At 67.2% G+C, this 13,450-nt stretch carries 7 protein-coding genes; 4 read left to right on the forward strand and 3 right to left on the reverse strand.

Annotated elements, in window-relative coordinates; genetic code table 11:
- The first annotated feature begins 99 nt into the window (after positions 1-99).
- Together pks13 and ACLMAL_RS05905 are read left to right on the forward strand one after the other, a co-directional pair.
- Complete coding sequence (gene pks13 / locus ACLMAL_RS05900) at positions 100-5,454, forward strand: polyketide synthase Pks13 (RefSeq protein ID WP_411998131.1); 5,355 nt, start codon at positions 100-102, stop codon at positions 5,452-5,454.
- A gap of 30 nt (positions 5,455-5,484) precedes the next feature.
- On the forward strand, positions 5,485-7,029 hold the full coding sequence (locus tag ACLMAL_RS05905) for an acyl-CoA carboxylase subunit beta (RefSeq protein WP_411998132.1): 1,545 nt from the start codon (positions 5,485-5,487) through the stop codon (positions 7,027-7,029).
- A gap of 66 nt (positions 7,030-7,095) precedes the next feature.
- Here the strand turns inward: ACLMAL_RS05905 and ACLMAL_RS05910 are convergent, their stop codons facing one another.
- Positions 7,096-7,593, reverse strand: a complete 498-nt coding sequence (locus ACLMAL_RS05910) for a peptidylprolyl isomerase (protein ID WP_328408036.1) — start codon at positions 7,591-7,593, stop codon at positions 7,096-7,098.
- Between the two features lie 265 nt (positions 7,594-7,858).
- Here ACLMAL_RS05910 and ACLMAL_RS05915 point away from each other — a divergent pair, with 265 nt between their 5' ends.
- Positions 7,859-11,197, forward strand: coding sequence for an arabinosyltransferase domain-containing protein (locus ACLMAL_RS05915; protein WP_411998133.1), 3,339 nt, complete (start codon positions 7,859-7,861; stop codon positions 11,195-11,197).
- Positions 11,198-11,306: 109 nt separating this feature from the next.
- Here ACLMAL_RS05915 and ACLMAL_RS05920 read toward each other — a convergent pair whose 3' ends face one another.
- Together ACLMAL_RS05920 and ACLMAL_RS05925 are read right to left on the reverse strand one after the other, a co-directional pair.
- On the reverse strand, positions 11,307-11,468 hold the full coding sequence (locus ACLMAL_RS05920) for a hypothetical protein (RefSeq protein WP_379062104.1): 162 nt from the start codon (positions 11,466-11,468) through the stop codon (positions 11,307-11,309).
- A gap of 83 nt (positions 11,469-11,551) precedes the next feature.
- Complete coding sequence (locus ACLMAL_RS05925; protein ID WP_411998134.1) at positions 11,552-11,956, reverse strand: winged helix-turn-helix transcriptional regulator; 405 nt, start codon at positions 11,954-11,956, stop codon at positions 11,552-11,554.
- 98 nt (positions 11,957-12,054) lie between these two features.
- Between ACLMAL_RS05925 and ACLMAL_RS05930 the strand changes: the two genes are divergently transcribed.
- A complete protein-coding gene (locus ACLMAL_RS05930; protein WP_411998135.1) occupies positions 12,055-12,987 on the forward strand; it encodes an NADP-dependent oxidoreductase in 933 nt (310 codons plus the stop codon).
- Positions 12,988-13,450 lie beyond the last annotated feature (463 nt).

Genomic DNA, 13,450 nt, shown 5'->3' on the forward strand with positions numbered 1-13,450 from the left:
ATTCGGCGAGCCGACCATCGATGCTCGGCGCCGAACACCCCCATGCCGAGCGTCAATTCCAGGCGCGCCCGGTACGCAGACAGGTAGCTTGAGGAATTGATGGCTGACAACGAGGGCACGCCCACCCAGACGACCGATATTGCGCGCGCCGAGGCGGACGCAATCGATACTCCTGACGCAGGAGAGGCTACGCAGTCCGCCACGACGGAGCTGTCCGTTGCGGAACTGCGGGAGTGGCTGCGGCGCTGGGTTTCCGACGCGACCGGTCAACCCGTGGAGAACATCACGGTGGACCGGCCGATGGAGGAATTCGGGCTGGCCTCGCGCGATGCCATCGCGCTCGGTGGTGACATCGAAGAGCTCACCGGCGTCGTGCTGACGGCGACGGTGGTCTACCAGCATCCGACCATCGCGTCGCTGGCGGAGGTCGTCATCAATGGTGATCCGGAGTTGCCGCAGGAATCCGACGACGACTCGTTCTACACGGCCGGGTACCAGCCGGGCGAGGCGCACGACATCGCGATCGTCGGCCTTTCGACCCGGCTGCCCGGCGCGGGCGACACCCCTGAGTCGACCTGGGAATTCCTGATCAACCGCGGCGACGCGATTCGGGACCTCCCGGAGGGCCGGTGGGAAGAGTTCACCAGTGAGCCCGCGGTTGCCGCGGCGGTTGCCGAGGGCAACACCCTGGGCGGCTACCTCGACCAGGAGGTCCTCAAGGGCTTCGACGCGGAGTTCTTCGCGATGTCGCCGATCGAGGTCGAGCGGGTCGATCCGCAGCAGCGCCTGATGATGGAGCTGACCTGGGAAGCGTTGGAGCACGCCAGGATTCCGGCGAGTGAGCTCAAGGGTGAGCCGGTCGGCGTCTTCATCGGCTCGTCCAGCAACGAATTCCAGTTGATCGCCGCGCTCGGGCTGGGCAATCCCGATCCGAACGTGCCCGCCTCGGCCGAGGCATACGCCATCATGGGCAGCGTTTCCAGCATCATCCCCAACCGGGTGTCCTACTTCTTCGACTTCCGCGGCCCGTCGGTCGCCATCGACACCGCCTGCTCGTCGACGATGGTCGCCGTGCACCAGGCGGTGCGTGCGCTGCGTGACGGTGACGCGAATCTGGCGCTGGCAGGCGGCGTGAACATGCTGCTTTCGCCGATGGCAACGCTCGGCTTCGACCGCAACGGCGGCGTCGCCAAGAACGGCCACATCAAGGCCTTCTCCGCCGATGCCGACGGCATGGTCCGCTCCGAGGGCGGCGGTCTGGTCGTGCTGAAGCGGCTTGCCGACGCCGAGCGGGACGGCGATGAAATCTACGCGGTGATCAAGGGTTCCGCGGTCAACAATGACGGCAGGTCCAACGGTCTGCTCGCGCCGAACCCGGACGCGCAGGCCGACGTATTGCGCCGTGCCTACCGCGATGCGGGTATTGCGCCGTCGACTGTCGACTACATCGAGGCGCACGGCACCGGCACCCTGCTCGGTGACCCGATCGAGGCCGACGCGCTGGGCCGGGTGGTCGGTCGCGGTCGCGAGGACGACAAGCCCGCGCTGCTCGGTTCGGCCAAGTCCAACTTCGGGCACCTCGAGTCCGGCGCAGGTGCGGCCAGCCTGGCCAAGGTGATCATGGCGTTCCAGCACAATGTGCTGCCGCCGAGCATCAACTTCGTCGGCCCCAACCCGTACATCCCGTTCGACCAGGCGCACCTGAAGGTCGTCGCCGAGCCGACGGAATTCCCGCGCTACAGCGGTACCGCGACCGTAGGCATCTCCGGATTCGGATTCGGCGGCACCAACGCGCACATCGTGGTGCAGGAATACGTGCCCGCGCAGGCCACGGCCGAGGTGCAGCCCGTGTCCGAGGATGTCGCAACAGACGCGGAGACCACCGAGGTTGCCGCCGAGTCCGTCCCGGAGACCACCCCGACCGCAGCGTCCGAGGCGGAATGGTCGGCCGAGCGCGAAGAGCCGCTGCCGGTGATCCTGGCCGTGTCGGCGTACTTGCCCTCGCGTCGTCGTCGTGCCGCGGCGGACCTGGCCGACTGGCTGGAATCCGACGCCGGGCGCGATGTCCCGCTCGCGGATGTGGCGCGGTCGCTGGCCAAGCGTAGCCACCACCGTTCGCGCGGTGTGGTGCTTGCCAAGACTCATGAGGAGGCGGTCGCCGGCCTGCGCGCTATCGCGGCGGGTAAGCCCGGCGCAGGTGTTTTCACCGCGGACGCCCCCGCCGCCAACGGCCCGATCTGGGTGCTCGCCGGCTTCGGCGCGCAGCACCGCAAGATGGGCAAGCAGCTGTACCTGGAGAACTCGATCTTCCGCAAGACCGTTGACGAGGTCGACGAGCTGGTGATGGACGAGGCCGGGTACTCGGTGCGCGAGATGATCCTGGACGACAACCAGGACTACAACGTGGGCACCTCGCAGGTCGGCATCTTCACCATCCAGATCGGCCTGGCCGCGCTGCTGCGCGCGCACGGTGCCGAACCCGATGCGGTGGTCGGTCATTCGATGGGCGAGGTCGCAGGCGCCTACATCGCCGGTGGTCTCCCGCTCGAGGACGCGGTGCGCGTGATCTGCGCCCGCTCGCGCCTGATGGGTGAGGGCGAGGCCATGATCAGCGACGCCGACGTGCGCAATATGGCGCTGGTCGAGCTCAGCGCCGACGACGTCGAGAAGATGCTCGTCGACTACCCGGACGTGGAATGCGCGGTGTACGCCGCGCCGACGAACACGGTGATCGGCGGCCCACAGGACCAGGTCGCGGCGATCGTGGCGCAGGTCGAGGCGGCAGGAAAATTCTCTCGGGTGCTGCAGACCCGCGGCGCGGGGCACACCTCGCAGATGGATCCGCTGCTCGGTGAGCTGGCGGCCGAGCTGGCGGGTATCGAGCCGACCAGGTTGAAGGCGGGCCTCTACTCGACTGTCAACAAGGAGCAGTTCTACCGCGCGGGCAGCGATCCGGTGCACGACGAGGACTACTGGGTCAAGAACATGCGCCACGCGGTGTACTTCACCAATGCGGTGAAGCTCGCGGTCGACACCGGGCATACCACGTTCCTGGAGCTGGCCCCGAATTCCGTTGCGCTGATGCAGGTCCTCGGCACTACCTTCGCGGCGGGCCTGCACGACGCGCAGCTCATCCCGACGCTCAAGCGCAAGGAAGACGAGTCGGCGGGCGTGATCGCCGCGCTGGCCCAGCTGTACGTGCACGGGCACCGCGTCGAGCTGTCCTCGCTGCTGCCGGTCGGCGACTACGCCGATATTCCGCGGACCGCGTTCCTGCGCAAGCAATACTGGCCGAAGGCCCGGATGTCCTCCGGCGGAGGCAACGACCGGGTGCCGGGCGCCCACGTCGCGCTGCCCGATGGCAGGCACGTGTGGGAGGTGCAGGCATCGACCGTCACCGACCTGGCCGCGCTGGTGAATGCCGCTGCGGCACAGGTGCTCAGCGATGTGTCGCTGGGTGCATCGATCCCGCACGCGGCGCTGCCGGATACGGGAACACTGACCACCACGCTGACGCCGCATCTCGGTGGCGCGTCGGTACAGGTGCACGCCCGCGCGGGCGCGACCTTCCAACTGCTGTTCGAGGCGGTTGTCACCTCCGGTGCGCCGCTGCCCGAAATCGTTGTGGCCGCACCTGTTCCGGGTGCCGCGCTCGCGACGACCGGTGACGCGGACATCGAGATCGTCGAAACCTTCGGTGACCGTTGGGATCCGGAAGGCACGCAGCCGCTGGAGGAGCGGCTGGCGCTGATCGTCGCCGAGTCGATGGGCTATGCGGTCGAGGATCTGCCGATGGAGATCCCGCTGATGGAGCTCGGCCTCGACTCGCTGATGGCGATGCGCATCAAGAACCGGGTCGAGTACGAATTCAATATTCCGCAGCTGCAGATTCAGGCCGTGCGCGACGCGAACCTGAACGAGGTCGGCAAGGTGCTGCGCTACGCCATCGACCACCGTGAAGAAATGCAGGCGATGGCCGACAAGCAGGCCGCCGGCGAGGAAATCGTGGTCGACGGTGGGTTCATGGCCGCGGCCCGCGCCGCACTGGAGGCGGGCGAGGATCCGGCGGCAGCGGTGGCGAATGTCGCCGCCGCCGAAGGGGTTTCGCTGAACGCCGAGAGCACGTCGGTGGAGTCGGAAGCCGAAGCGATCGTCGCGGAGGCCGAGACGGCCGCAGGCGTTACCGGGGCCACCGCAGGCACGGCGACTCCCGCCGCGGGCTCGGCCGCGCAGCATGCTGCCGCCGAGGCGAAGGAAGCCGCGATCGAGCGGTCGCTCGACACCGTGGACACCACTGTGGAAGCCGCCGCCGAAGCGGTCGTCGCGCAGGCTCCTGCGGCGGTCGAGTCCGTGTTCGGTGCACCGCAGCAGGCCGACGAGGACGACGTGCCACCGCGTGACGCCGCCGAGCGGTTGACCTTCGCCACCTGGGCCATCGTCACCGGAAAGTCGGCGGGCGGCATCTTCAACACCCTGCCGATCCTGGAGGAGGAACTCGCCGAGAAACTGGCGGCCCGACTCACGGAGCGAGTCAAGGCCGAGGTCACCGTCGACGACGTGCTCGACTGCGAGACCATCGAACAGCTGGCCGATATCGTGCGCGAGCTGCAGGACAGTGGCGCCGATGTGGACGGCTTCATTCGGCCGCTGCGCCCCCGCGCCGAGGGTTCGAATGCCGTGCCGGTCTTCGTGTTCCACCCGTCGGGTGGCAATACGCTGGTCTACGAGCCGCTGCTCAAGCGGCTGCCGTCCGACACCCCGATGTACGGCTTCGAACGCGTCGAGGGCGACATCGTGGAGCGCGCGCGTCAGTATCTGCCCGAACTGCGCAAGATCCAGGGCAACGGTCCGTATGTGCTGTACGGCTGGTCGCTCGGTGCGGTGTTCGCGCTGCAGGTCGCGCAGCTGCTGCGGGCCGAGGGCGCCGATGTGCGCATTGTCGGGCTGATCGACCTGGCCATCCCGACCGAGGGCGAGGACAACAGCCCCGAAGAGCGGGTGCGTCGCGTCGAGCGTTACCAAGCCTTTGCGAAGAAGACCTATGGTGTCGAGGGCGAGCTGGATCGCGAGCAGTTGGAGACGTTGGCCGCGGCCTCCGATGAAGGACAGTTCAAGATGATCAGCGATCTCATCAAGATCAGCGGCACCAAGATCCCCGGCGGTGTGCTCGAGCATCAGCGCACCTCGTGGATCGAGGGTCGCCACTTGGCCAAGACCACGCCGACGCATTATGACGGCGATGTGGTGCTGTACCTGGCGGATCGCTATCACGACGGCATGATCGAGCTGGAGCCGCGCTACGCCGATCGGCGGCCCAACGGTGGCTGGGACGAGTACATTCCCAGTCTCGAGGTCATCCACATCGCGGGCGATCACTTGCAGATCGTCGACGAACCGCGGATCGGGAAGATCGGAGCCGACCTCACCGCGAAGCTTGCAGTGATTGCCCCCTGAGGGGCCGCACCACCTGATGAGAGGGGCCAAGTGAGCACTACTGCCGAGAAACTCGCCGACCTGCGCAATAGACTCGAGTTAGCGCAGGAACCGGCGGGGGCAGCGGGGGTGGCGAAGCGGGCGAAGAAGGGAATCCCGAGCGCCCGCGACCGGATCTACATGCTGCTCGATCCGGGCACCTTCGTGGAAATCGGTGCGCTGGTGCGCAAGCCGGGCGACCCGACGGCGTTGTACGGCGACGGTGTGGTCACCGGGCACGGGCTGGTGGAGGGTCGGCCGGTCGCGGTGTTCTCGCATGATCAGACCGTGTACGGCGGATCGGTCGGCGAGATGTTCGGCCGCAAGGTTGCCTACATCATGGAATACGCGGCGAAGGTCGGCTGCCCGGTGGTCGGCATCAACGATTCGGGCGGCGCGCGTGTCCAGGAGGCCGTGACGTCGCTGGCCTGGTACGCCGAGCTGGGCCGACGCCAGGAACCGCTGTCCGGCATGGTGCCGCAGGTGTCGATGATCCTCGGCAAGTGTGCCGGTGGCGCGGTGTATGCCCCGATCAACACCGATGTGGTGGTGGCGACCGAAGAGGCGTACATGTTCGTCACCGGCCCCGGCGTAATCCGGGAGGTGACCGGTGAGGACGTCAGCCTCGAGGAACTCGGCGGCGCCCACAGTCAAGCGCAGTACGGCAATATCCATCACGTCGCCACGGACGAGGCCGCCGCATTCGAATGGGTGCGCGCCTACCTGAGCTTCCTGCCGACGAGCTGCCAGGAGCTGCCGCCGGTGGTGAATCCGGGTCTGGAGCCCGAGACCACCGAGAGCGATCTGGAACTGAATTCGCTTGTGCCCGACGCGGACAACTCGGGCTACGACATGCACGACATCCTGTTGCGCATTTTCGACGACGGCGATTTCCACGAGATCGGCGCGGGGTCCGGGCGCAATATCATCACCGGATTCGCGCGGGTGGACGGACGCAGCGTCGGCGTGGTCGCCAATCAGCCGATGGTGTCGGCCGGTGCGCTGGACGCGCGGGCCTCCGACAAGGCGGCGCATTTCGTGCGGATGTGCGACGCGTTCGAGATTCCGCTGGTGTTCGTGGTGGACACCCCCGGCTTCCTGCCCGGCGTCGAGCAGGAGAAGATCGGCGTCATCAAGCGCGGTGGCCGGTTCCTGTTCTCCTATGTGGAGGCCACCGTCCCGAAGGTCACCGTGGTGATCCGCAAGTCCTACGGCGGCGGGTACGCGGTGATGGGCTCCAAACAGCTTGGCGCAGACGTGAATCTGGCGTGGCCGACCGCGCGCATCGCGGTGATGGGCGCGGAGAGTGCGGTCAGCCTGATCGGGCGCAAGCAGATCGAGGCGGCTCCGGAGGAGCAGCGCGCGGCCGTGCGTCAGCAGATGATCGACTTCTACAACGCGACCATCGCGACACCGTGGGTGGCCGCCGAGCGCGGCTACATCGACGCGGTCATCGAGCCGTCGGCCACCCGGCTGGAGCTACGTCGCGCGCTACATCTTTTGCGCGACAAGAAACTTGCCCGCAATCCGCGTAAACATCACTTGCTGCCACTCTGATCCGCCGTACCCGATCGGGCCGCACTCCGGTGGAGTGCGGCCCGATTCGCGTTGTGTGACAACAGGTCAGGCGACGGACGCCGATTCGATGACGACCTCGTCGCGCGGCACGTCCTGGTGTCCGCCCTTCGAACCGGTGCTGACAGCGGCGATCTTGTCGACCACCTCGGTGCCCTCGACAACCTTGCCGAACACCGTGTAGCCCCAGCCCTGCGGGCTCGGCGCGGTGTGGTTGAGGAAGCCGTTGTCCGACACGTTCACGAAGAACTGCGCGGTGGCCGAGTGCGGGTCGTTGGTGCGCGCCATCGCGACGGTGTACTTGTCGTTCTTCAGGCCGTTGTCGGCTTCGTTCTTGACCGGAGCGTTGGTGGGCTTCTGCTTCATGTCGAGGGTGAAGCCGCCGCCCTGGATCATGAAGCCGGGGATAACGCGGTGGAAGATGGTGCCGCTGTAGTGGCCGGCGTTCACGTACTCCACGAAGTTCGCCACGGTGGCGGGGGCCTTCGCATCGTCCAGCTCCAGCACGATCTTTCCGAAATTCGTCTCGAGATTCACCTTGGTCATGACCCCCAGCTTTCCACTGACCCCACATCCGGTCAGCCATTCGGGGTCTACTTTCTGTTCGCTCGACTGCTGCCAAGCCCCCTTTCCGATCGATTGGGGCCTGTTTCGGCTGCCATCGCGAGCGGGGACATCCGGTCGAGGACCCTGACTTTTCCCAGGATGACCGGGTGATAGCCGATAGTCGGCTCGGACGCCGACGCCACGCAGGGCGCAACTGCGTCTGGCCTGAAGACGCGGAGAGGCAGGGGAGCTAGCATTGCCAATCGTGCCCGACGCCGCTACTGCTGTCTTGACGAAACCGCCTGCCGCGCCCGCGGCCGCGCCGAACGATTTCCGCACCGCGCGAATAGTCGCGCTGGTGGCGGGTGTGCTGGGGGCACTGTTCGCGCTGGCTAGTCCATTCCTGCCGGTCGCGCAGACGACTGCCGTACTGAACTGGCCGCAAGACGGCAAGCTCGGCAACGTGCAGGCGCCGCTGATGTCGCAGGTCCCTATCGAAATGAAAGCCACCATTCCGTGTGCTGCGGTCGCGGAATTGCCCGAGCAGGGCGGCATGCTGCTTGCGACGGCGCCGCCGCAGGGGGATCGGGCGGCGCTCGAGGCCATGTTCGTCCGGGTGTCCGACACTGCGGTGGACGTGATCGACCGCAACGCGGTGGTGGCCTCGGCGCAGCGGTCGCAGATGGGTGAGTGCTCGTCGATCACCATCAGCTCCGACAGCAACAGCACCAAGGCGGCGTTCGACGGCCTGACCACGATGGTGGAGAAGCCGGTCGAGGGCGGCGCGCCCGGTGCCAAGCAAATGGTTGCAGTGCCGGTCGCGGGGCAGCTCGCCGGTGATCTGCGGCCGCAGGTGGTCGGCGTCTTCTCCGATCTGCAGGGCGCGGTGCCCGCCGGGTTGTCGATGCAGATGACCGTCGACACCCGCTTCACCTCCACCCCGACCGCGATCAAGCTGGTCGCGATGATCGCGGCGGTGCTGTGCACCCTGATCGCTCTCGGTGCGCTGGCCCGGCTGGACGGCAGCGACGGGCGCGGCCACCGCCGATTCCTGCCCGCGAACTGGCTGAAGCCGACCTGGACCGACGGCGGCGTCATCGGGATCCTGCTGGTGTGGCACTTCGTCGGCGCCAACACCTCCGACGACGGCTACATCCTGAGCATGGTGCGGGTCGCACCGCACGCGGGCTACATGGCCAACTACTTCCGCTGGTACGGCGTGCCGGAGGCGCCGTTCGGCTGGTACTACTACGTGATCCAGATCTTCTCGGAGATCTCGACCGCGAGCGCGTGGGTGCGGTTGCCTGCGCTGGCCTGCGCCATCCTGTGTTGGATGGTCATCAGCCGCGAGGTGGTGCCTCGCCTCGGTCGCGGTGTGCGCAACAGCAAGGTTGCGCTGTGGACCGGTGGGCTGGTCTTCCTGACCTTCTGGATGCCGTTCGACAACGGTCTGCGCTCGGAGCCGATCGTCGCGCTCGGCGCGCTGCTGACCTGGGTGTCGATCGAGCGGGCCATCGCCACCGGTCGCCTGCTTCCGGCCGCGGCAGCGATTCTGGTCGCCGCGTTCACGCTGGCGGCCGCACCGACCGGGTTGATGTGTGTGGCGGCCCTGCTCGCCGGTATTCGCCCGCTGGTGCGGATCGTGGTGCGACGGCATCGGCAGTTCGGCACGTTGCCATTGATCGCGCCGATAGCGGCGGCCGGTTTGCTGGTGTTGATCGTGGTCTACAGCGACCAGACCTTCGCCGGTATTCAGGAAGCCAACCGGGTGCGTCAGGCCACCGGGCCGAACCTCGCCTGGTACGAGGACTACCTGCGCTACTACTACCTGTTCGTCGAGACCGTCGACGGTTCGCTGCCGCGCCGTTTCGCCTTCCTTGCGATGCTGCTGTGCTTGTTCACCACCATGTTGGTGTTGCTGCGGCGCAGGCAGGTTCCCGGCATCGCGAGCGGCCCGACCTGGCGGCTGATGGGCGTTGTCCTCGGCACCATCTTCTTCATGATGTTCAACCCGACGAAGTGGACCCACCACTTCGGTGCGTATGCGGGCATCGCGGGATCACTCGCCGCGGTCACCGCGGTGGCGGTTTCGGCGAGCGCATTGCGTGCGCGGAAGAATCGAGCGATATTCCTCGCCGGGTTGCTCTTCCTGCTGGCGATCTCGTTCTCCGGCATCAACGGCTACTGGTATGTCTCGAGCTTCGGTGTGCCATGGTTCGACAAGCGGATCTCGCTGCATGGTTACCAGTCGAACACCCTGATGCTCGTGCTCTTCGGCGCGGCGCTCGCGCTGGTCGCCTGGTATGCGCTGCGCGAGGACTACACCAAGCCACAGCCTTCGGCGAAGTCGGTGCGCGGCAAGCGAATCCGCAAGTTTGCCGCCATCCCGCTGACCGTTGTCGCCGCGCTGATGGTCGCCATCGAGGTGCTCTCGCTGGTGAAGGGCGCGTACTCGCAGTACCCGGCCTACTCGCTGGCCCGCTCGAACTTCGATGCGCTGGGCGGCAACACCTGCGGTCTCGCCAATGACATTCTGGTGGAACCGGATCCCAACGGCGGCAGGTTGCAGCCGATCGTCGACCCGGCCACTGCGCTGAAGGATCCCAGCGACCCGCTTGCCGGGGCCGACCCGGTCGGCTTTGACCCCAACGGCGTTCCGAAGGACCTGTCCGCCGACAGCGTCGAGGTGAAGCCGGGCACCGGCAACACCTCCACCCAGTCCGTCGGCGCCGCGTTCGAGAAGGGCCAGAGCGCGGGCACCGGCGGCGGCGTCGGCGCGCGTGGCGTCAACGGCAGCACCGTGGCGCTGCCGTTCGGGCTCGACCCGGCGACCACCCCGATCCTCGGCAGCTACCAGGAGGGGGTGCAGCAGCCCGCGCACGTGGTGTCCAGCTGGTACGAGCTGCCCGCCCGCTCACCGGAGAAGCCGCTTGTGGTGATTTCGGCGGCCGGCCGCATCCTGTCGATCGACGACACCGGCGACGTCAAATACGGCCAGTCGCTGACCGTCGACTACGGCAAGCGGCTGCCCGACGGCAGCGTCGAATCGCTCGGCACCTACCTGCCGCGCGATATCGGTCCGTTCCCGTCGTGGCGCAACCTGCGGGTTCCGCTCGATCAGATCGCGCCGGAGGCCGATGCGGTGCGGATCGTCGCCAACGACCCGATCCTGATCGGAGACCAGTGGCTGGCCTTCACCCCGCCGCGGATGCCCAAGTTGCAGTCGCTCAACAGCTTTATCGGTTCCGAGCAGCCGGTCCTGCTGGACTGGGCGGTCGGTCTGCAGTTCCCGTGCCAGCGTCCGTTCGACCATAAGAACGGTGTTGCCGAGGTACCCGGCTACCGCATCCTGCCGGATCGTCCGCTGGCGGTCAGCTCCACCAACACCTGGCAGGCCGAAGAGTTCGGCGGCCCGCTCGGCTTCGCCCAGATGCTGGCGAAGTCGACAACGGTCCCGACCTACATGAAAAACGACTGGGCCCGTGACTGGGGCTCCCTGGAGCGCTACGACCAGTACGACCGCAATGCCACCCCGGCGAAGCTGGAGACCGGCACGACCACCCGTGGCGGTCTGTGGTCGCCAGGCCAGCTCCGGGTGTTCTGACCCGCGGGGGCGCCCCTGCCCGGGGCGCCCCCGACATGGCAAAAGGCCGTCGCGTCGGTGATTTCAACCGGCGCGACGGCCTTCCTGCTCTCAGCGCTCGGACGGGTGGTCAGACCTTCGTCATGCGAAGGCCGAGTTCACGGCGAAGCAGTTCGGGCGAGGGGTGGCGGGCCAGCACGCGCAGCACCGCCGGTCGTAGTTCCCGTTGCTCGTCGGCGGTGAGCATTCCGACGAGGTCGCGTAGATCCATGTCATCGAAGGCCGCGGTCATGGTGCTCAGATTACGGTCCCGCCGCAGGTTCGGCAGGTTTTCGGATTGCCAATCTTGGGGGTAGTTCTGGCTGTACCGGCGCGTCATACTCCCGACTCGCCGTCGTAACGAGCTCGCGCGGCGAGCACGTCGTCCATCCGTTCCTCGGCCCATGACTTGATCACCGACATCACCGGTTGCAGGCTGCGGCCCAGCGCGGTGAGTTCGTAGTCGACGCGGACTGGCACCTCGGCAGTGATCCGGCGTTCCACCAGACCGTCGCGTTCGAGGGTGCGCAAGGTTTGGGTGAGCATCTTCGGGCTGACTCCGGCGATGGACCTGTTGATCTCTGCGTAGCGCCGCGGGCCGTCGGCCAGCGCGACGAGCACCAGGCTCACCCATTTGTCGCTGATCCGGTCCAGCAGTTGGCGGGTGGGGCACTCCGCGACGAATGCGTCGTACCGCTGTTTCGCCAGCTCGCGGTGCTGCGCCGCCGTTGTGGTCGCCATGGACTTCCCCTGCTATTCGTTACGCACTCTCAGGTAACTACTACCCACAGGATAGTAACGGTCTTAGGTTGGTCGATGTCCACCAGGAAAGGAACACCATGCGTGCAGCAGTAGTCCGCGAGCCCGGTCTCGAAGCCGTTGTCGAGCTCGTCGAGGTGCCGACACCACAACCGGGGCGCGGATCGGTGCGGATAAAAGTCGCTGCGGCGTCGGTCAATCCGGTCGATCTGATGGTTCGCAGAGGTGTCGGCGGCACGCCCTTCGCCGCGCCGCGTGCGCAATGGGGCATCGGCTGGGACGTCGCGGGCACCATCGATGCGGTCGGCGCCGACGTCACCGAATTCGAGCCCGGCCAGCAGGTGATCGGCATCAGCGACCGACTCGATGTCTCGCTGGCCGCCCAAGCCGATTACGTAGTCCTCGAGGCTGGCAATGTCGCCCCCGCCCCGACCACCGTGAATTCGGTTGCCGCCGCGACGATTCCGCTCAACGGCCTGACCGCACTCCAGGCCCTCGCCGCCATCGACGCACAGCCGACGGAATCCCTGCTGATCACCGGCGCGGCCGGCGCGGTCGGTGGTTTCGCCGTCGAACTCGCTGCCGCAGCGGGCATTCGAGTGATCGCCTCCGCCGCCACTGCCGACGAGCAGGCGGTGCGCGCGCTCGGCGCCACCGACTTCATCCCCCGCGAATCGTCACTGCCCGACGCGGTGCGCGAACTGATCCCCGGCGGCGTCGACACCGCCCTCGACGCCGCCGCCCTCGGCCCCCGAACCCTCGCCGCCGTCCGCGCGGGCGGCCGCTTCGCCTCGATCAGCGTGCCCGCCACCCCGATTCCGCTGCGCGGCACCAAAGTGACAACTGTCCTCGTCCACGCCGACCGCGCGCAACTCGACGATCTCGTCGCGGCCGTCGATACCGGCAAGCTGACCCTCCGGGTCGCCGACACCTACCCACTGGACGCGGTCGCCGCAGCCCAACAGCGCCTCGCAAAGGGCGGACTTCGCGGCCGCCTGGTCCTGGTCCCGTAGCACCAACCCACGGGCGCGCACAGTCAGCGGCGTGTATTAGAAATTCTCTGCACCGCCACCGCAGCCAGTCCGCACGCCGGAAACCGACACCACGCAGCCCAAGCCGAATCCCGAAACACCACCACAATCGATCCGCACGCCAGTGGCCGACGCTACGTTCCTCGAGTTGAATCCCTATAACGCCACCACAGCCAGTCCTCACGCCGGAAGCGGTGTGCCTGCCTGCTCAGGTTGCGGAAGAGAAAGTCGGGTAGGCACACGACGTACCCGGCACTGCCCTGAGAACCACCCCAACGCAACGTGCGCACCCGAACCGGGCCCGAGCGGGGTGCGACGCGGGAACGAACCCACCACGATGCCGTCCCGGAAAGGTGTGCCTGCCCGGGGTTTTACCGGGCAGTGCTGGGCGCGTCGGGTGCCGTCCCCGGCTTACCTTCCGCGGCCAGGTGCGCGGTGTCGAGTT

The organism is Nocardia sp. CWNU-33, from assembly GCF_046764895.1.
GTDB lineage: Bacteria > Actinomycetota > Actinomycetes > Mycobacteriales > Mycobacteriaceae > Nocardia.

Bases quoted from the DNA above. Each gene is read 5' to 3' on its own strand.
- ACLMAL_RS05910 (WP_328408036.1), bottom strand. From the start codon at position 7,593: ATGACCAAGGTGAATCTCGAGACGAATTTCGGAAAGATCGTGCTGGAG.
- ACLMAL_RS05925 (WP_411998134.1), bottom strand. From the start codon at position 11,956: ATGGCGACCACAACGGCGGCGCAGCACCGCGAGCTGGCGAAACAGCGG.
- ACLMAL_RS05930 (WP_411998135.1), top strand. From the start codon at position 12,055: ATGCGTGCAGCAGTAGTCCGCGAGCCCGGTCTCGAAGCCGTTGTCGAG.
- pks13 (WP_411998131.1), top strand. From the start codon at position 100: ATGGCTGACAACGAGGGCACGCCCACCCAGACGACCGATATTGCGCGC.
- ACLMAL_RS05920 (WP_379062104.1), bottom strand. From the start codon at position 11,468: ATGACCGCGGCCTTCGATGACATGGATCTACGCGACCTCGTCGGAATG.